17 protein-coding genes are annotated in these 18,271 nt (G+C 65.6%); 16 read left to right on the top strand and 1 reads right to left on the bottom strand.

The window, feature by feature from the left end; translation table 11 throughout:
• Positions 1–11 precede the first annotated feature (11 nt).
• The gene (locus tag L3V85_RS14500; protein WP_012436221.1) at positions 12–1,040 is read left to right on the top strand and encodes an AraC family transcriptional regulator; all 1,029 of its coding nucleotides are present in this window, start codon (positions 12–14) and stop codon (positions 1,038–1,040) included.
• 347 nt (positions 1,041–1,387) lie between these two features.
• Positions 1,388–2,437 carry an MBL fold metallo-hydrolase gene (locus tag L3V85_RS14495; protein ID WP_012436223.1) on the top strand — a complete coding sequence of 350 codons (1,050 nt, stop codon included), beginning with the start codon at positions 1,388–1,390 and terminating at the stop codon, positions 2,435–2,437.
• Positions 2,438–2,625: 188 nt separating this feature from the next.
• Here L3V85_RS14495 and L3V85_RS14490 read toward each other — a convergent pair whose 3' ends face one another.
• The gene (locus tag L3V85_RS14490) at positions 2,626–2,904 is read right to left on the bottom strand and encodes a transposase (RefSeq protein WP_012436224.1); all 279 of its coding nucleotides are present in this window, start codon (positions 2,902–2,904) and stop codon (positions 2,626–2,628) included.
• 267 nt (positions 2,905–3,171) lie between these two features.
• Between L3V85_RS14490 and L3V85_RS14485 the strand changes: the two genes are divergently transcribed.
• From L3V85_RS14485 to trbL, 14 genes are all read left to right on the top strand, one after another.
• Complete coding sequence (locus L3V85_RS14485) at positions 3,172–4,539, top strand: MFS transporter (RefSeq protein WP_012436225.1); 1,368 nt, start codon at positions 3,172–3,174, stop codon at positions 4,537–4,539.
• A gap of 24 nt (positions 4,540–4,563) precedes the next feature.
• A complete protein-coding gene (locus tag L3V85_RS14480; RefSeq protein ID WP_012436226.1) occupies positions 4,564–6,345 on the top strand; it encodes an acyl-CoA dehydrogenase in 1,782 nt (593 codons plus the stop codon).
• A 24-nt stretch (positions 6,346–6,369) separates the two neighbouring features.
• On the top strand, positions 6,370–7,119 hold the full coding sequence (locus L3V85_RS14475; RefSeq protein WP_012436227.1) for an electron transfer flavoprotein subunit beta/FixA family protein: 750 nt from the start codon (positions 6,370–6,372) through the stop codon (positions 7,117–7,119).
• The gene (locus L3V85_RS14470; protein ID WP_012436228.1) at positions 7,120–8,052 is read left to right on the top strand and encodes an electron transfer flavoprotein subunit alpha/FixB family protein; all 933 of its coding nucleotides are present in this window, start codon (positions 7,120–7,122) and stop codon (positions 8,050–8,052) included.
• 17 nt (positions 8,053–8,069) lie between these two features.
• Entirely contained in the window at positions 8,070–8,984 is a 915-nt protein-coding gene (locus tag L3V85_RS14465; RefSeq protein WP_012436229.1) for a LysR family transcriptional regulator, read from the top strand.
• Positions 8,985–9,009: 25 nt separating this feature from the next.
• A complete protein-coding gene (locus L3V85_RS14460; protein ID WP_012436230.1) occupies positions 9,010–9,240 on the top strand; it encodes an EexN family lipoprotein in 231 nt (76 codons plus the stop codon).
• A gap of 217 nt (positions 9,241–9,457) precedes the next feature.
• Positions 9,458–11,476: a conjugal transfer protein TraG gene (locus L3V85_RS14455; protein ID WP_012436231.1), complete on the top strand. Its 2,019-nt coding sequence runs from the start codon at positions 9,458–9,460 to the stop codon at positions 11,474–11,476.
• Positions 11,473–11,937 carry a CopG family transcriptional regulator gene (locus L3V85_RS14450; RefSeq protein WP_012436232.1) on the top strand — a complete coding sequence of 155 codons (465 nt, stop codon included), beginning with the start codon at positions 11,473–11,475 and terminating at the stop codon, positions 11,935–11,937. Before L3V85_RS14455 ends, L3V85_RS14450 begins: the two co-directional genes overlap by 4 nt.
• On the top strand, positions 11,934–12,971 hold the full coding sequence (gene trbB / locus L3V85_RS14445) for a P-type conjugative transfer ATPase TrbB (protein ID WP_012436233.1): 1,038 nt from the start codon (positions 11,934–11,936) through the stop codon (positions 12,969–12,971). Before L3V85_RS14450 ends, trbB begins: the two co-directional genes overlap by 4 nt.
• Entirely contained in the window at positions 12,968–13,360 is a 393-nt protein-coding gene (locus tag L3V85_RS14440; protein WP_012436234.1) for a TrbC/VirB2 family protein, read from the top strand. Before trbB ends, L3V85_RS14440 begins: the two co-directional genes overlap by 4 nt.
• Positions 13,357–13,641, top strand: a complete 285-nt coding sequence (locus L3V85_RS14435) for a VirB3 family type IV secretion system protein (RefSeq protein WP_012436235.1) — start codon at positions 13,357–13,359, stop codon at positions 13,639–13,641. Before L3V85_RS14440 ends, L3V85_RS14435 begins: the two co-directional genes overlap by 4 nt.
• 19 nt (positions 13,642–13,660) lie before the next feature.
• Positions 13,661–16,138, top strand: coding sequence for a conjugal transfer protein TrbE (trbE, locus tag L3V85_RS14430; protein ID WP_012436236.1), 2,478 nt, complete (start codon positions 13,661–13,663; stop codon positions 16,136–16,138).
• Positions 16,135–16,890 carry a P-type conjugative transfer protein TrbJ gene (gene trbJ / locus L3V85_RS14425; RefSeq protein WP_012436237.1) on the top strand — a complete coding sequence of 252 codons (756 nt, stop codon included), beginning with the start codon at positions 16,135–16,137 and terminating at the stop codon, positions 16,888–16,890. Before trbE ends, trbJ begins: the two co-directional genes overlap by 4 nt.
• Before the next feature lie 12 nt (positions 16,891–16,902).
• The gene (gene trbL, locus L3V85_RS14420) at positions 16,903–18,255 is read left to right on the top strand and encodes a P-type conjugative transfer protein TrbL (RefSeq protein ID WP_012436238.1); all 1,353 of its coding nucleotides are present in this window, start codon (positions 16,903–16,905) and stop codon (positions 18,253–18,255) included.
• Positions 18,256–18,271 lie beyond the last annotated feature (16 nt).

The raw sequence follows: 18,271 nt of genomic DNA, 5'->3' as shown, positions 1-18,271 counted from the left end.
GATCACACGCAATGCTGCAACCCGTCTTCACCGCTCCTATCTTTGCCGTGCATGGCCTGCTGGACGGCGCGCGCGGCAAGGGGCTGGCCACGCAAGAATGGCTGAAGGGCGTGCTGGGGCGCGCCGGCATCAGCGAATCGCTGCTGGAGCTCAAGGATTCGCGCGTAACCGTGGAGCAGTTCAACGCGCTATTTATCGCTGTCAAGGACAGCCTGAACGACGAGTGCCTGGGCTACCTACATGAGCGACCCATGCGCCCGGGCAGCTTCGCGCTAATGGTGCGCAGCGCGTTCACTGCCCATTCGTTGTCATGCGCCCTGCGTCGCCTGAGCGAATCCTTCGCCCTGCTGCAGGACGACGTGACGCTGGTGCCCGTGACCGAGGGCGCGCTGGGGGGCTTCGCGCTGGAGATGCGCGGCGGCCCGGGCGCACATGCCGAATTCCTTCATGCACATCTGCTGCGCGTGTTCTGGCGCTTGTTGCTGTGGCTGCACGGCGGCCGGCTGGTGCCGCAGCGATTCGACTTCAATTTTGCGCTGCCGCTCCATGCGATGAGCTACGGGCGCATCTTTTCCGGCACGCTGTGCTTCGGGCAGCCGCGCACGGCCGCCTGGTTCGACGCCGATGCCTTTAAACAGCCGGTGCGGCGCGATCGGGACGCGCTGCAGTCCTTCCTGCGCGCCACGCCGGGCAACGTGGTGGGGCCTTACCTGAACGAGCGCAGCGCCAGCGCGCGGGTCCGCATGGTGCTGCAGCGGGCCAGCCCGGAATGGCCCGACCTGGTCGTCACCGCGCAGCGCCTGCACTTGTCGGTGAGCGCGTTGCAACGGCACCTGGCCTCCGAGGGCACTTCCTTCCAGGCGCTAAAGGACCAGTTGCGGCGCGACATGGCGATCGTGCGCCTGACCAGCAGCGAAGCCTCGCTCGTCGCCATCGCCGCCGACCTGGGCTTCACCGACAGCACCGCCTTCCAGCGCGCCTTCAAGGTCTGGACCGGCAGCGCGCCGGGAGCCTACCGTGCCCGCTCGCGCAGCAGGTAGAACCCTACATAGAGGCATTCGACGGATTCCGGCTCGGCCACGAGGCTGTAGCCGGCCACCGAGAAGATCGGTGCCTTCATAGCTGCCGGGGCCCTGGCCTACCTCGAGCGAGGCTCTCGTGCGCTCAAGAGACTGTTTGCCGCCGTTGGGGCAGTTGCACCGACGGCAGCGCAGCGACAGGCTGTGCCAGGAAGCAGACGTTTTCCATCAGCCTATCGAGGTCATTCGTCATTGCCACCGTTGAGGCTGACTTCTAAGCTTCCTAAGCTAAAACTGAGCTCGCACTGCATAGGAGTGATGGCTCTGCGCCATTAGGAGCAGCACTGCCAGAATGTAAATCAAGCATCATGACCGACGCAGCCCCGGCACTCTCGTATCCGTTCTCGGATCTCCCACTCCCTGGCCAAGCCACGGAAATCAAGCCTGGTGTGCTGTGGCTGCGCATGCCGCTGCCGTTTTCCCTGGATCACATCAACCTCTGGGCATTGAGCGACGGTCCTGGTTGGGCGGTCGTGGACACGGGCATTCGCAGCGTGGACGTCAGGAACGCGTGGCTCGCCTTGCTCGCTCCGCAGGGGCCGCTAGCCGGCCGACCCATCTCCCGTGTGATAGCGACGCACATGCACCCGGATCATGTGGGCATGGCGGGATGGTTGACACGTCGCTTCGAATGCGCGCTTTGGATGACACGAGACGAGTATTTGAGCTGTCGGGTGATGCTTGCCGATACGGGGCGGGAAGCGCCAGTCGATGGCGTTCGCTTCTATCGGAGGGCCGGATGGAGCGACACCGAGGTGGATGAGTACCGCACCCGGTTCGGTGACTTCGGTAAAATGATCCATCCATTGCCTGACAGCTTTGTGCGGCTCACGGATGGCCAGATGTTGCGGATCGGGGACCAGGAATGGGAAGTCATCGTCGGCACAGGACATTCCCCCGAGCACGCGTGCTTCTACTCGCGCGAACTGGATTTGCTGATATCGGGGGATCAGGTTCTTCCCAGGATCAGTTCCAATACCTCCGTGTACGCCACCGAGCCGCATGCGAATCCTCTGCAGGGTTGGCTCGATTCCATCGACCGGTTGATGCAACGCGTACCTGGGAGCGCCCTGATTCTGCCTGCCCACAACGAACCTTTCCATGGCCTGCACCTACGGTTGGAGCAACTGCGTGCGAGCACCGTCAGAGGCACCGACCGCGTCAGGCAACAACTTGCGCAGCCTCTGAGGGTCATCGACCTGGTTCGCGCCCTGTACCGTTCGTCCATTGTTGCGGAGCAAATGCACCTCAACCTCGCGACCGGAGAGACGCTCGCCCACCTAAACTATCTCGACCAGCGTGGGGAAATCGTGTCTGCAGAAGACGAAGACGGCGCAATGCGCTATCGGCTCGCCTGATGCACTAATTTGCCCTCAAGGATATAGAAGTAACCCAATCAAGCCTGTCATTGACTGGGTTCTTTGCTGATGTGTTTCGAGAGCAATGAGTCCTTGCACCAGCGCGTCGTGTACGGCCTCCAGTTCTTTGAACACCGTGTTGGCAAACCAATCCTGGCACGGCACCTTCCACAGATGCTCGACCGGGTTCAGCTCAAGGCTGGCAGAAACTCTAGGCGCATATTCTGTGGCACATCCAAGTGACCCGCGATGTGCCAACCCGCCTGATCCATGACCATCATGATGAACTCGACGGCATGGCGTCGCGCCATCTCGGCCAGGAACACCTGCATCGTCTCAGCGTTGGCCCAGGGCAGCACCAGAGAGTCAATCACGCCATCGTGCGTGCTGACGGCGGCGAAGGCGTACAGGGTCTGGCGTTGAGGCGTGCGCCGACGATGGGGCGTGAGCCCCTGGGCACCCAACACTGCCGGGGTGTTCCCAGCAGGCAGAAGCGCCCTTCGTGCTGGAATATCAGCCGCACGCGGCGACCATATTCAGCTTGACGCCTGACCTCTTGGCGCACTTGAACAGTGCTCTCAGAAAGGGGCCGTTTGTCATTCGATCGGGGCGCTTCGTCATCGCGGCTCGCAGCACCGGCACCTAGGATTCCTTGTGTGCGCTGGACGACATGTAGCGGAGCGGCGATGACCGCCGCCCCACGATCCAGAGCCTAACTCAAAGGAGACAAACACGTGTGCCAAATCGACATGCAGAAGCTCGCCGACGACGCTCGCTTCAACCGCTTTCATGCCAAGGTGCTTCTGTGGTGCCTGTTGATTCTCATCATCGACGGCTATGACATCGCCGTGGTGGGCATCGCCCTGCCGTCCATCATGCAGCAGATGGGCGTGAACGCATCGACTGCCGGTTTCATGGCCAGTTCGGCCCTGTTCGGCATGATGTTCGGCGCCATGGTTCTGGGCACGCTGTCCGACCGGATTGGTCGGCGCTGGGCCCTCTCCATTGGCGTCATGCTGTTCAGCGTGTTCACCGCGGCCGCCGGATTCACCAAGGATCCCATCAGCTTCAGCGTGGTGCGCTTCATCGCGGGCCTGGGGATTGGCGGTGTGCTGCCGGTCATCGTGGCACAGATGGTCGAGTACTCGCCCAAGAAGATCCGCAGCCTGATGACGGCGCTGATGACTTCGGGCTACGCACTGGGCGGCATCCTGGCCGCGGTGCTCGGCAAGCAGCTGATCGGCGAGTACGGCTGGCAGGTCGTTTTCATCGCAGCGGGTGTGCCGGTCCTGCTGATTCCGTTCATCTTGAAGCTGGTGCCGGAATCAATGACCTACCTGATCTCGCGCAGCCGCAACGGCGAACTGGCCGAAGTGGCCCGTAATCTCCAGCCGGGAGTCAAGCACCCGGCGGACGCCCAGTTCGTCGTGCCCACCGCCGACCGCGTGGCGGGTGCGCCGGTCTCCCGGCTGTTCCAGGACGGGCGAGGCCCGAGCACGGTGCTGTTCTGGATCGCCTTCTTCTCGGGCCTGTTCATGGTCTATGCGCTCAGCAGCTGGCTGACCAAGCTGATGGCTATGGCTGGCTACAGCCTGGGGTCTGCCCTCAGCTTCGTGATCGCGCTGAACGTTGGCGCCATCATCGGTGCCGTGGGAGGCGGGTGGCTCGCCGACAAGTTCAACATCAAGTGGGTGCTGGTGGGGATGTATGCGCTGGGCGGCGTGCTGCTGTACCTGATGACGTTCCAGACCTCGACCGAGCTGCGTTATCTGATCATCGGCGCGGTCGGCGCCTGCACCACCGGCGCGCAATTGGTGGCCTATGCCTACTGCGGGCAGTTTTACCCGATGTCCATCCGCTCGACCGGCATCGGCATGGCCTCCGGCGTGGGGCGCCTGGGCGCGATCGCGGCGCCGCTGCTAATCGGCCAGATCGTTGCGCTTGAGCTGCCGCTGGAGCAGAACTTCCTGGTGATCGGGGCTTTCGGAATCATCGGCTCGATCGCCCTGGCGTTCATCAGGCATGGCGGCCCGGCGTCGGTGGGCCCGCAAGAGGCTGCACGCGAGTTGCGCCCGTCGCAACAGACGCCGCAAAACGCCTGATCGTAGCCATCAAGGAAATTCGCTGTGTCTGTCTACATAGCCCCCCTGCGCGAAATGCTGTTCGCCATGAAAGAGGTCGGCGGCCTGGACGCGATCTGCGCCCAGCCCGACCATGAAGAAACCACGCCCGACCTGGTCGAGGCCATCCTGCAGGAGGCGGCTAATTACGCCGCTGGCGTGCTGGATCCGCTCAACCGCCCCGGCGACGTGCAGGGCGCGCGCTGGCACGATGGTCGGGTCACGCCCGCCGACGGCTTTCGCGAAGCCTGGGCCAGCTTCTGCGAGAACGGCTGGAACGGCATGCCCGCTGCCACCGAATGGGGCGGCCAGGGCCTGCCCACGCTGGTCTCCACCGCCGTGCTGGAGATGTGGAAGTCGTCCAACCTCGCGTTCAGCCTGTGCCAGATGCTCACGCTGGGCGCGGTGGAGGCCATTGCGCACCATGGCAGCGACGCACTCCAGCGCCGCTTCCTGGCACCCATGGTCGAGGGCCGCTGGACGGGCACCATGAACCTCACCGAGCCCCAGGCCGGCTCTGACCTGGCCGCGCTGCGCAGCCGTGCCGTACACGAGGGCGACCACTACCACGTCAGCGGCAACAAGATCTTCATCACCTGGGGCGAGCACGACATGGCCGAGAACATCGTGCACCTGGTGCTGGCGCGCCTACCCGATGCGCCACCGGGGGTGAAAGGCATCTCGCTGTTCCTGTGCCCGAAGTACCTGGTCAACGACGATGGCACCCTGGGCGAACGCAACGACTTGGCCTGCACGTCGATTGAGCACAAGATGGGCATCCACGGCAGCCCCACGGCGTCGATGAGTTTTGGCGACAGCGGCGGCGCTATCGGCTACCTGGTCGGCGAGCCGCACCAGGGGCTGGCCTGCATGTTCACCATGATGAACCACGCGCGGCTGAACGTTGGCCTGGAAGGCGTGGGCATTTCCGAGCGCGCCTACCAGCGCGCACGCGCCTATGCGCTGGAGCGGGTGCAGGGCAAGCCGCTGATCAGCGGCAGCACCGCCATCGCAGGCCACCCGGACGTGCGGCGCATGCTGATGGACATGAAGGCCCGCACCGAGGCCATGCGCGCGCTGGCCTACTTCTGCGCCGGTCAGATGGACCGCGCCGCGGGCCACGCCGATGCGCAGGAGCGCGCGCAGGCGCAGGCCCTGGTCGGCCTGCTGATACCGGTGGTCAAAGGCTGGTGTACCGACAGCGCGCAGGGCATCACGTCCGACGGCGTGCAGGTGCATGGCGGCATGGGCTACGTCGAGGAAACCGGCGCCTCCCAGCACATGCGCGACGCGCGCATCACGACCATCTACGAAGGCACCACGGGCATCCAGGCCAACGACCTGATCGGCCGCAAGCTGGCACGCGAGGGCGGGCGCACGCTGAAGGCGCTGCTGGGCCGCATCGACGGCGATGCGCGCCGGTTGGTCGAATCGCCCGATGCAGTGCTGGCGCAGATCGGCCGCGCGTTGGCAGCCGCTGCCCAGGCGCTGGACGAAGCGGTCGACTGGCTGCTGGCCCACGACGGTCAACCCGCGCAGTGCGCGGCGGGCGCCGTGCCCTTCCTGCGGCTGGCGGGCACCGTGATCGGCGGCTGGCTGTCGGCGCGCATGGCCGAAGCCGCTACCGCGCAACTCGCGGCGGGCGCGGGCGATGCGGGCTTTCTCGGTACCAAGCGCGCCACAGCCAGCCATTACGCGGCGCATGTCCTGGTGCAGGCGCCGATGCTGCGCGACATCGTCACGGGCGGCGCCGCCAGCACGCTGGCCCTGGCGGACGATCAACTCTGAATGATCCTGAAAGGAAACCCTCCCATGAAAATCCTGGTTCCCGTCAAGCGGGTGGTTGACTACAACGTCAAGGTCCGCGTCAAGAGCGATGGCAGCGGCGTGGACATCGCCAATGTCAAGATGAGCATGAACCCCTTCGACGAGATTGCCGTCGAAGAGGCTGTGCGGCTCAGGGAGAAAGGCGCGGCAACGGAGATCGTCGCCGTCTCGTGCGGCGTGTCTCAATGCCAGGAGACGCTGCGCACCGCCATGGCCATCGGTGCCGACCGCGGCATCCTAGTCGAGACCAATGAAGAACTGCAGCCGCTGGCCGTGGCTAAGCTGCTTAAGGCCCTGATCGACAAGGAACAGCCCGGCCTCGTGATCCTGGGCAAGCAGGCCATCGACGACGACTGCAACCAGACCGGCCAGATGCTGGCGGCGCTGGCCGGTCTGCCGCAAGCCACCTTCGCCTCCAAGGTCGAGCTCGCCAGCGACAAGGCAGCCGTGACCCGCGAAGTGGACGGCGGCCTGGAAACCCTTAGCCTCACGCTGCCCGCGGTCATCACCGCCGACCTGCGTCTGAACGAACCGCGCTACGTCACCTTGCCCAACATCATGAAGGCCAAGAAAAAGCCGCTGGACACCATCAAGCCCGAAGACCTCGGCGTTCAAGTCGCCCCGCGCCTGAAGACCCTGAAGGTGACCGAACCCGCCAAGCGCGGCGCCGGCGTGAAGGTGGCTGACGTGGCCGCCCTGGTCGAAAAACTCAAGAACGAAGCGAAGGTGATCTAAATGTCGGTACTCGTTATTGCTGAACACGACAACGCATCCATCAAGGGCGCAACCCTGAACACCGTGACGGCTGCAGCCGCTTGCGGTGGCGACGTGCACGTGCTGGTGGCCGGCCACAATGCCGGCGCTGCCGCACAAGCCGCCGCCCAGATCGCCGGTGTCGCCAAGGTCATCCACGCCGACGCCGCAGGCTTGGCCCACGGCCTGGCCGAGAACGTGGCCGCCCAGGTGCTGGCCATCGCCGGCAACTATAGCCACATCCTGTTCCCGGCCACGGCCGGCGGCAAGAACGTGGCCCCCCGCGTGGCCGCCAAGCTCGACGTCGCCCAGATCAGCGACATCACCAAGGTGGTGAGCGCCGACACCTTCGAACGCCCCATCTACGCCGGCAATGCCATCGCCACCGTGCAAAGCAGCGACGCCACCAAAGTCATCACCGTGCGCACCACCGGCTTCGACGCCACAGCGGCGACCGGAGGCAACGCAGCAGTGGAAACGGCAACCGCAGCGGCAGACACCGGCAAGAGCAGCTACGTGGGCAGCGAAATCGCCAAGAGCGACCGGCCCGAACTGACGGCGGCCAAGATCATCGTCTCCGGCGGCCGTGCGCTGGGCAGCAAGGAAAAATTCGACGAAGTCATCACCCCGCTGGCCGACAAGCTGGGCGCGGCCATCGGCGCGAGCCGCGCGGCGGTGGATGCGGGCTACGCGCCCAATGACCTGCAGGTGGGCCAGACCGGCAAGATCGTGGCGCCGCAGCTGTACGTGGCGGCGGGCATCTCGGGGGCGATCCAGCACCTGGCGGGCATGAAGGACTCCAAGGTGATCGTGGCGATCAACAAGGACCCGGAGGCGCCGATCTTCAGCGTGGCCGACTACGGGCTGGAGGCGGACCTGTTCGCGGCTGTGCCGGAACTCGTCAAGGCCTTTTAACTTGGATGAGATACACCATGGAGCTTCGGCATTTGCGTTGCTTTATAGCGGTGGCCGAAGAACTTCACTTTGGCCGCGCAGCGGAAAAGCTGCACATCGATCAGTCCCCTTTGTCGCGCACCATCAAGGAGATAGAGGAAGAGCTCGGGGCGCAACTGTTCACGCGAACCACGCGAAGCACCCGCCTGACCTTTGCCGGAATGGCATTCCTGGAGCGGGTGCCGCGAATCTTCGAAGCTCTGAAACAGGCGTGTGACGGCGTCAAGTCCGCCGCCAGTGGGTTTCAGGGACAGTTGCGCATCGCTTTGTCCGATGGCATCACGCCCTCGCGAATGCCGACGCTGCTGGCACGGTGCCGAGAGGAAGATCCAGAGATTGACATTCGGTTATTTGAGATGCCGTTGGACCAACAGATCAAGGGTCTGCACGATGACCTGTATGACGTCGGCTTTTCGATGGCCGAAGAGGTGGGCGACGGCATTGTGGTCAGGCCTGCGTGGGAAGACGAGCTGATGGTGGCGGTCCCAGCTCGCCATCCTGTGCTGGCCCACAAGCACGTTCCGTTGGAAGAAGTGCTGCGCTATCCGCTGGCGCTATGCGATCCGGCGATATGCGAAGGCCATGCACGCCAAGTTGATCGCGTTTTGCAGCGCTACGAGCAACAGCCACTGATCGCCCAGCGCGTGGCGTCCTATGAGGTGATGATGACCTTAGTCTCCGCCGGATTGGCACTTGGTTTGGCGGGCGCCGCGCACATTGCATCCGGCCGTGGGCCAGGTGTTGTGGCCCGGCGCTTGGCGGGCAAGTCGCAGATGCTGGCCACGTATCTGCTGCACCGTGACGTGGAGCCCTCCGAAATGCTGGCTCGGTTCATCGCACGAGTGGACTCCATTGATTCGGCGGATGGCTCCAGCGCCGCCGAGGACTCCTGATCCACCTGCTGAAAGGACCCAAGCCATGCCCCGATTCCTGTCGCTGCTGATGGCCGCTGCACTGACAGCCTCCTGTGGGCCATCCCAACCGACGGAAACCGTGGACTTCCTCGTGGCCCATCCTGAGCGTCTCAAGGAAGTCCAGCGCCTGTGCAAGGAAGAGCGCGCGAAGGCCGGCGAAGAACTCTGCCGACGTGCCGCCGAGGCCGCGAATCGCCGCTTCTTTGGTGACCGGCCGGAGCAGAAGTCCCAATAAGGTAACCTTCCGTCGCGGCGCCGCGACAAAGTTCTCGCAGTTACCTCATCACGCCGCAGCGCGCTCGCGCATGCGGCATTTTTATTGTCTTCGCCACCGCAAGAAGTCTGGCTCTTTTGGCCTGAATCCCCGCCATAACGGTCTTTGACCGGCCTGCACGCTCGCCTTGATCCTCGGCACTACGGCACGTTCCTGTGCCGTAGTGGGAGGTTGACCAATGCAAGGAACGAACGTGCTGTTCGGTCAGATTGCCGTCGTCTTCGGCATCGTGATCGCTGGCGTATGGAGCGCCACGCAATGGACAGCAGCGGCCCTGGGCTACCAGCTACGCCTGGGCTCGCCGTGGTTCGACTTCTTCGGTACGCCGGTCTACCACCCCTGGGGCCTGTTCGAGTGGTGGTTCTTCTTCGACGCCTACGCGCCGCATATCTTCGACGCGGGCGGTGCCATTGCCGCAGGCAGCGGCCTGATCGCGATGGTAGTTGCCATCGGCATGTCGATCTGGCGCTCGCGCCAGTCCAAGCTGGTCACGACCTACGGCTCGGCCCGCTGGGCCAATGCGGAGGACATCCACAAGGCGGGCCTTGACCAGCCTGCGGGCGTGTTCCTCGGCCTGCATCGCCAGCAGTACCTGCGCCATGAAGGCCCGGAACACGTCCTGACATTCGCGCCCACCCGCTCGGGCAAAGGCGTGGGCCTGGTGGTTCCCACCTTGTTGAGCTGGCCTGCATCGGCCGTCATTCACGACATCAAGGGCGAGAACTGGAGCATCACCGCCGGCTGGCGCTCGCGCTTCTCGCATTGCCTGCTGTTCAACCCGACCGATGCGAAGTCGTCGGCCTACAACCCACTGCTGGAGGTGAGGCGCGGCGCGCACGAAGTGCGCGACGTGCAGAACATCGCAGACATTCTGGTCGATCCCGAAGGAGCACTGGAGCGGCGCAACCATTGGGAGAAGACCTCGCATGCGCTGCTGGTTGGGGCCATCCTGCACGTGCTCTACGCAGGCGAAGACAAGACGCTGCGCGGAGTCGCCAACTTCCTCAGCGACCCGGCCTGTCCCTTCGAGCTGACCCTGCATCGGATGATGACCACGCCGCACATCGGTGGTGGGCCGCATCTGGTGGTGGCATCGGCAGCGCGCGAAGTCCTGAACAAATCGGACAACGAGCGTTCCGGCGTGTTGAGCACCGCCATGTCATTCCTCGGCCTGTACCGCGACCCCACGGTGGCCGAAGTCACCTCGCGCTGCGACTGGCGCATTGCCGACCTGATCGCGGCCGAGCATCCGGTGTCGCTGTACCTGGTGGTGCCGCCTTCGGACATTTCGCGGACGAAACCGCTCATTCGCCTGATCCTCAACCAGATCGGGCGACGGCTGACGGAATCGCTCGACGGCAGCGACGGCATCGCGCGCCGCCACAAGCTGCTATTGATGCTCGACGAGTTCCCCGCGCTCGGACGGCTCGACTTCTTCGAGACGGCCCTGGCCTTCATGGCCGGCTACGGTATCCGCAGCTTCCTCATCGCCCAGTCGCTCAACCAGATTGACAAAGCCTACGGCCAGAACCATTCGATCCTGGACAACTGCCATGTCCGGGTGACGTTCGCCACCAACGACGAGCGCACCGCCAAGCGCATCTCCGAAACGCTGGGCACCGCGACCGAGCTGCGCGCGCAGCGCAACTACGCCGGCCACCGGCTCGCGCCATGGCTCGGGCATCTGATGGTGTCGCGCCAGGAGACGGCACGTCCGCTGCTCACGCCGGGCGAGGTAATGCAGCTTCCGCCCGACGAGGCCGTGGTGATGGTGTCCAGCGTGGCGCCCATCAAGGCCAAGAAGCTGCGCTACTACGCGGACAGCAATTTCAAGCGGCGCGTGCTTCCGCCGCCGGTGCTTGCAACCCTGTCCATGCAGGGGCGCTATGCCGATGTGCCACCGGAACGCGCCGACGACTGGAGCGGGCTGGCGATTCCCGCCATGCCGGTCGCACCGACGGCCGACGCCGCCGATGGGCTGGAGAACCTGGGTTCGGCCGACGACAGCGGCCCACGCCGCCAGCCCGAACTTTCCGAAGCCGTCACCTACGACCCCGACCTGGTTGCGCCCGCAGCCGACCTCGGGCTGCTCGATGACGACGACATGCCGCATCCCCTTCCTCGCCAGCTCGATCCGGCCCTGCAGCGCACGGCCCGGCTGGCTTCCCTCGACCCTGACGACGGAATCGACCTATGACCCAACACCGCCTCAATGTGTTCATCCAGCCGGAGCACAGCAAGCGGCTCGATGAACTGGCCGCCAAGAAGGGCGTGTCCAAGTCCAGCATCGTCGCGGCGGCCCTGGCCTCCTGGCTGTCGCCCGATGCGGCCGACCAGCGCGAGGCGGCAATTGCCAAGCGGCTGGACCGCCTGTCGCGCCACGCCGAGCGCCTGGAGCGCGACCAGAACATTGCCATCGAAACATTGGCGCTGTTCATCCGCTATTTCCTCACGGTGAGCACACCCGTGCCCGAGGCCCATCAGGATGCCGCTCGCGCCCAGGGCAAGGCCCGCTTCGAGCAGTTCGTCGAGCAGCTCGGTCGCCATTTGCTGCGCGGGCGCAGCCTGGTGCGGGATGTGGTGGAGGAACTGCACACCGATCCGACGCGACCGGAGGGCGCTGCGGCCGTCGCGGATGCCCAGGAGCGTGCCTTATGAGCGCCGTTCCTTCCTCCTTCACGGCCACCTCGCTGGATCGCCGCATCCAGATGCTGCGCACGGCCATGGGGCCGCTGATCGCTGCCGCGCTCGAAGACCCGGACGTGGTGGAAATCATGCTCAACCCCGATCGCACGCTCTGGGTGGATCGTCTGTCCACGGGCCGCGCGCCGATGGGCGTGGAACTGTCCGAGGCCGATGGCGAACGCATCATCCGCCTCGTTGCAGCTCACGTTGGCACGGAAGTTCATCGGGGCCAGCCGTTGTTGACGGCAGAGCTGCCCGAGACGGGCGAACGCTTCGAGGGCATCCTGCCGCCCGCCGCGCCGGGGCCGGCCTTCGCCTTGCGCAAGCGCGCCTTTGGCGTGATCCCACTGTCGCGCTACATCGAGGACGGAATGATGACCGCCGCGCAGGCGGGCCTGCTGGTGCGCGCCGTGCGCGAGCGCCAGAACATCCTGATCGCAGGCGGCACCAGCACGGGCAAGACCACGCTCGCCAATGCCTTGCTCGCCGAGATTGCCGCTACCGGTGACCGCGTGCTGGTGCTTGAAGACACGGTGGAGCTGCAATGCGCGGCGCGCGATCACGTACCGCTGCGCACGCGCCAGGGCGTGGTGTCGATGACCGAGCTGGTGCGCTCTTCCATGCGCCTGCGCCCGGATCGCGTGATCGTTGGCGAAGTGCGTGGTGCCGAGGCGCTGGATCTCATCAAGGTATGGGGCACGGGCCACCCCGGCGGCATCGCCACCATCCACGCCGGCTCCGCGCTGGGCGCGCTGCTGCGCCTGGAGCAACTGATTCTCGAAGTGGCGGAGAACCCGCCCCGTGCGCTGATCGCGGAAGCGGTCAACGTGGTCATCCACATCGCCGGGCGCGGACGCAAGCGCCGCATCGAGAGCATCGCCCGCGTCGTCGGCTTCGATGGCGCGGGCTACCAACTGGCGGATGCGCTGGAGGCTCCATTCCCGGAGCTGCTGTCGCAGTCCGACCTTTCTTCCCTGTCCCCTGACCAACCTGGAGAACTGCCATGACGCAGATGATCGTTCCTGCTTTCCGTATTTCTGCAAACCCGCTTGCCCTGCGCTGCCGTCCCGCGCGGCTGGATGGCTTGGCACGCCCAGCCCTGCAGGGCCTGATGCTCGCGGCGCTGATGCTGCTGCTCGCAGGCACCGCGCAGGCCGCCGGTTCCTCGATGCCTTGGGAGGGGCCGCTGCAATCCATCCTGGAGTCGATCCAGGGTCCGGTGGCCCGGATCATCGCGGTCATCATCATCATCGCCACGGGCCTGGCGCTGGCCTTCGGCGATACCTCGGGCGGTTTTCGCAAGCTGATCCAGATCGTCTTCGGTCTGTCGATCGCGTTTGCCGCGTCCTCGTTCTTCCTGTCGTTCTTCAGCTTCTCGGGCGGGGCTGTCGTATGAGCGCGGCCCACGATGGCGTGCAGGGGTTCGCTCCGGGGTTCGAAGTGCCACTGCACCGCTCGCTGACCGAGCCGATCCTGCTGGGCGGCGCGCCGCGCACGGTGGCGATTGCCAATGGCACCTTGGCCGCGGCCGTGGGCTTGGGCCTGCAACTGTGGATTCCGGGCCTGGTGCTCTGGATCGCCGGCCATGCGTTGGCGGTCTGGGGCGCGCGTGTCGATCCGCGGTTCATGCAAGTCTTCGCGCGCCATATCAAGCACCGGCCGCTGCTGGACGTGTAGGGGCAAAGGGAGATATCGCATGCTGAACCTTGCCGAATACCGCCAGCGCCCGGCCTTGCTGGCTGACTGGCTGCCTTGGGCCGGGCTGATCGCTCCGGGCGTCGTGCTGAATAAGGATGGCTCCTTCCAGCGCACGGCGCGCTTTCGGGGGCCAGACCTCGACAGTGCCACGCAGGGCGAGCTGATCTCTACGTCAGCACGGTTGAACAACGCGCTGCGCAGGCTGGGTTCGGGCTGGGCCTTGTTCATCGAAGCCGAGCGCCGGCCCGCCGCCAACTACCCGCACTCGGAGTTTCCCGAGCCGCTGTCGTGGCTGGTGGACGAGGAGCGACGGGCCGCCTTTGAGGACTTGGGCAATCACTTCGAGAGCGGCTACCACCTCACGCTGGTGTACCTGCCGCCCGAGGAGGCCCGTGCCCGTGCCGCGGGCCTGCTGTACGAGAACCGGCTGACCGAAGGCGTCGATTGGCGCGAGCGCCTGACTGCCTTCATCGCGGAGACGGAACGCATCTTTGACCTGCTCGACGGCGTGATGCCGGAGATCGCCTGGCTCGACGATAGCCAGACGCTGACCTACCTGCACGCCACCGTGTCTACACGGCGTTACCGCGTGGGCGTGCCCGAGGTGCCATTCCACCTCGATGCGCTGCTGGCCGACGCGCCGCTGATCGGTGGCTTGGCGCCGATGCTGGGCGACCAGCACCTGCGCGTGGTGTCGGTGCGCGGTTTTCCGATCTCGACTTGGCCGGGGATTCTGGACGACCTCAACCGTCTGGGCTTCGCGTATCGCTGGAGTACGCGCTTTCTCTGCCTGGACAAAGCCGAGGCGGAAAAAGAACTCGCCCGCCTGCGCCGTCAGTGGTTCGCCAAACGCAAGAACGTCATCGCGCTGCTGCGCGAGACGATCTTCCAGCAGGAAAGCCCGCTGGTCGATACCGACGCCAGCAACAAGGCCACCGATGCCGATGCCGCCTTGCAGGAGCTGGGCAGCGATCAAGTGGCCTTCGGCTACGTGACAGCGACCGTCACCGTCATGGACGCGGATGCCGCCGTGGCCAACGAGAAGCTGCGCAGGGTGGAGCGCGTCATCCAGGGGCGTGGCTTCGTCACCATCCCCGAAACGCTCAACGCCGTGGATGCGTGGCTGTCGTCCATTCCGGGCCATGCCTACGCCAACGTCCGCCAGCCCATCGTCTCCACGTTGAACCTGGCGCACCTGATGCCGGTGTCGGCGGTATGGGCCGGGCCGGAGAAGAACGCGCACCTCGACGGCCCGCCGCTGATCGTCACGCGCACTGAGGGCGCGACGCCGTTCCGGCTGGTGACGCACATCGGCGACGTGGGCCACACGCTGGTGGCTGGCCCTACGGGCATGGGCAAGTCGGTGCTGCTCGCCACCTTGGCGATGCAGTTTCGGCGCTATCGCGGCTCGCGCATCTTTGCCTTCGACATGGGGCGCTCGATGCGCGCCACCATCCTCGGGCTGGGTGGTGAGCACTACGACCTCGGGATGGATGGCGAGATCGCGTTTCAGCCTCTCGCCCGCATCGACCGCGAGGGCTACCGCACCTGGGCCGCCGAATGGATCGAAGGGCGCTTGCGGCATGAGAGCGTGGCCGTCGGCCCCGAAGAGAAGGCCGCTATCTGGTCGGCGCTCGGCAGTCTCGCCGGTGCGCCGATGGAACAGCGCACGATGACGGGCCTGTCGGTACTGCTGCAATCGAATGCGCTGCGCCAGGCGCTTGCGCCGTACGTGCTGGGCGGCGCCCACGGCAAGCTGCTGGATGCGGATTCGGATCGCCTGGGCGCTGGCTCCGTGCAGTGCTTCGAGATGGAGGAATTGATGCACAGCAAGGCCGCCGTCATGGCCGTGCTGCACTACCTCTTTGCGCGCTTCGATGAGCGCTTTGACGGTGCGCCCACGCTGCTGATCCTCGATGAAGCCTGGCTGTTCCTCGATGACCCGGTGTTTGCCGCGCGCATTCGCCAGTGGCTCAAGACGTTGCGCAAGAAGAACGTGTCGGTCATCTTCGCCACGCAGAGCCTGGCCGACATCAAGGATTCGAGCATCGCGCCCGCGATCATCGAAAGCTGCGCGAGCCGCATCTTCCTGCCGAACCCGCAGGCGACCGAGCCGCAGATTCGCACGATCTACGAAGGCTTTGGGCTGAACTTGCGCCAGATCGAGATCGTCGCCACCGCGCAGCCCAAGCGCGACTACTACTACCAATCCCGCCTCGGCAATCGCCTGTTCGACCTCGACCTGGGACCGGCGACGCTGGCCTTCGCGGGCGCATCCACGGCGCAGGACCAGCGCGACATCGACGCGGTGCTCGCTGCCGCCAGCACCTCCACACCTTCCGCTTCCACCCCGTTCGCAGCCGCATGGCTGCGCCACCGCAGCCTCGATTGGGCGGCCGATCTGCTGCGCGATTTCCCCGGCCCCGCGCCGGGTGCCGCCCCCATCCCCAGCCATTCCCAGGAGAACCTGCCATGAAACCCCATGCCCACAATCTCGCCGCGCTGACCACCGCCTGCGTGCTCGCCTTCGGCATTGCGCAGCCCGCGCATGCACTGTTCGGCGTTGGCGACATCGTGTTCGATCCGACCAATTTGGTGCAGAACACGCTCACCGCCGTTCGCACGCTGGAGCAGATCAACAACCAGATCCGCCAGCTCCAAAACGAAGCGCAGATGCTCATCAACCAGGCGCGCAACCTGGCCAGCCTGCCGTCCAGCGTGGTGGGCCAGCTGCGCGCCAACCTGGCGACCACCCAGCGGCTCATCGCCCAGGCCAAGGGCATGGCCTACGACGTGGCGAACATGGACCAGATGTTCCAGCGTCTGTACCCCGAACAGTACTCCGCCACCGTCAGCGGCAATCAGATGTACCGCGATGCGCAGGAGCGCTGGAAGAACACGCTCACTGGCCTTCAGACCACCATGCAGATGCAGGCCCAGGCTTCGCAGAACCTGAGCGATGACGAGGGCGTGCTGGCCGACCTCGTGGGCAAGAGCCAGTCCGCCGTGGGCGCTCTCCAGGCGATGCAGGCCATGAACCAGTTGCTGGCCCTGCAGGCCAAGCAGTCCATTCAGACCCAGCGCTTGCAGATCACGCAGGACCGCGCGGCCTCGCTGGAGCTGGCGCGGCAGGCCGCCGCAGTGGAGCGTGGCCGCGAGGTGAATCGGCGCTTCGTGGGCACTGGCACGCCGTACACGCCGCAGCCCGTGAACTTCTACAGCCGCTGACGGAGCCGGGCCATGAACGACGTTTCGGTCATCGACCGCTTCCTCGACGTTTTCTCGCGCTACATCGACTCGGGATTCGGCCTGGTGCAGGGCGAGGTGGCGTTCCTGACCGCAACGTTGATCGTCATCGACATGACGTTGGCCGGGCTGTTCTGGGCGATGGGGCATGCCACCGGCCAGGGCGAGGACGTGATCGCCAAGCTGATCCGCAAGGTGCTATACGTGGGTGCTTTCGCCTACATCATCGGCAACTTCAACACCCTGGCGGGCATCCTGTTCCGTTCCTTCGCCGGGCTGGGCCTGACGGCCAGCGGCTCGACCTTGAGCATGGGCAACTTCCTGCAGCCGGGACGGCTGGCCAAGGCCGGCATCGACGCGGCGGCGCCCATCCTCGACCAGATCCGGGAGATGGCGGGCTTCCCCGAGGTGTTCATCAATATCGCGCCCATCGTCGTGCTGTTCCTCGCGTGGCTGGTGGTCATCGTCAGCTTCTTCGTGCTGGCGGTGCAGCTCTTCGTCACGCTGATCGAGTTCAAGCTGACCACGCTCGCGGGCTTCGTGCTCGTGCCGTTCGCCCTCTGGAACAAGACGGCGTTCCTAGTCGAGAAGGTGTTGGGCAATGTGGTGTCGTCCGGCATCAAGGTGCTGGTGCTGGCGGTGATCGTGGGCATTGGTTCGGGGCTGTTCGCGGAGTTTCAGGTACAGCCCGCCGAGCCATCCATCGACCACTCCGTGGTCGTGATGCTGGCCTCGCTGACGCTGCTGGCCTTGGGCATTTTCGGGCCGGGCATTGCGACCGGGCTGGTGTCCGGCGGGCCGCAACTCGGCGCGGGTGCGATGGCCGGTGCGGCGCTGGGCGCGGCCGGCGCTGCCGTTGCCGTGGGCGCTGCGGCCACGGGCGTCGGCGGCGCAGTCGCCGCCGGGGCGCGCATGGCGCCCGCAGCCGCCAAGCTGGCCGGTAGCGGAGCGCGTGCCGCCACCGGAGCCGCGAGCAGCGCCCGGTCAGCGTTTCAGGCAGGTTCTGCATCCGCCGGCGGTGGCCTCAAGGGCGCTGCCGCCGGCGTGGGCAATGTCGCCAAGACCGGCGCGCAGGCGGCCGGGCAGAAGGTGGCCTATGGCGCGCGTTCGATGAAGGAGCGCATGGCGGCGGCCTTTCGACCCGACGACGCCGGATCGGCGTCTGGGGCCGGTGCCGCCCAGGCGGCAAACGAGCCAACCCCATCCACCGAACAACCCGCCTGGGCCAAGCGCCTGCACCGCAGGCAGCAACTCACCCATGCCGCTACGACCGCCGCCCACACGCTGCGCGGCGGCGATGGCGGCAGCTCCAGCCAGGGGCCAAGCCTGCGCGATTCCGAATCCTGATCTTCAAGGAGAACTC

Source organism: Variovorax paradoxus (assembly GCF_022009635.1).
Classification (GTDB): domain Bacteria; phylum Pseudomonadota; class Gammaproteobacteria; order Burkholderiales; family Burkholderiaceae_C; genus Variovorax.
Note: the sequence above shows the minus strand (reverse complement) of the source record. Positions and strands in the feature narration are given on the sequence as shown.

Bases quoted from the DNA above. Each gene is read 5' to 3' on its own strand.
- L3V85_RS14500 (WP_012436221.1), top strand. From the start codon at position 12: ATGCTGCAACCCGTCTTCACCGCTCCTATCTTTGCCGTGCATGGCCTG.
- trbJ (WP_012436237.1), top strand. From the start codon at position 16,135: ATGAAACCCCATGCCCACAATCTCGCCGCGCTGACCACCGCCTGCGTG.
- L3V85_RS14440 (WP_012436234.1), top strand. From the start codon at position 12,968: ATGACGCAGATGATCGTTCCTGCTTTCCGTATTTCTGCAAACCCGCTT.
- trbL (WP_012436238.1), top strand. From the start codon at position 16,903: ATGAACGACGTTTCGGTCATCGACCGCTTCCTCGACGTTTTCTCGCGC.
- L3V85_RS14455 (WP_012436231.1), top strand. From the start codon at position 9,458: ATGCAAGGAACGAACGTGCTGTTCGGTCAGATTGCCGTCGTCTTCGGC.
- L3V85_RS14435 (WP_012436235.1), top strand. From the start codon at position 13,357: ATGAGCGCGGCCCACGATGGCGTGCAGGGGTTCGCTCCGGGGTTCGAA.
- L3V85_RS14465 (WP_012436229.1), top strand. From the start codon at position 8,070: ATGGAGCTTCGGCATTTGCGTTGCTTTATAGCGGTGGCCGAAGAACTT.
- L3V85_RS14475 (WP_012436227.1), top strand. From the start codon at position 6,370: ATGAAAATCCTGGTTCCCGTCAAGCGGGTGGTTGACTACAACGTCAAG.
- trbB (WP_012436233.1), top strand. From the start codon at position 11,934: ATGAGCGCCGTTCCTTCCTCCTTCACGGCCACCTCGCTGGATCGCCGC.
- L3V85_RS14460 (WP_012436230.1), top strand. From the start codon at position 9,010: ATGCCCCGATTCCTGTCGCTGCTGATGGCCGCTGCACTGACAGCCTCC.
- L3V85_RS14450 (WP_012436232.1), top strand. From the start codon at position 11,473: ATGACCCAACACCGCCTCAATGTGTTCATCCAGCCGGAGCACAGCAAG.
- trbE (WP_012436236.1), top strand. From the start codon at position 13,661: ATGCTGAACCTTGCCGAATACCGCCAGCGCCCGGCCTTGCTGGCTGAC.
- L3V85_RS14470 (WP_012436228.1), top strand. From the start codon at position 7,120: ATGTCGGTACTCGTTATTGCTGAACACGACAACGCATCCATCAAGGGC.
- L3V85_RS14495 (WP_012436223.1), top strand. From the start codon at position 1,388: ATGACCGACGCAGCCCCGGCACTCTCGTATCCGTTCTCGGATCTCCCA.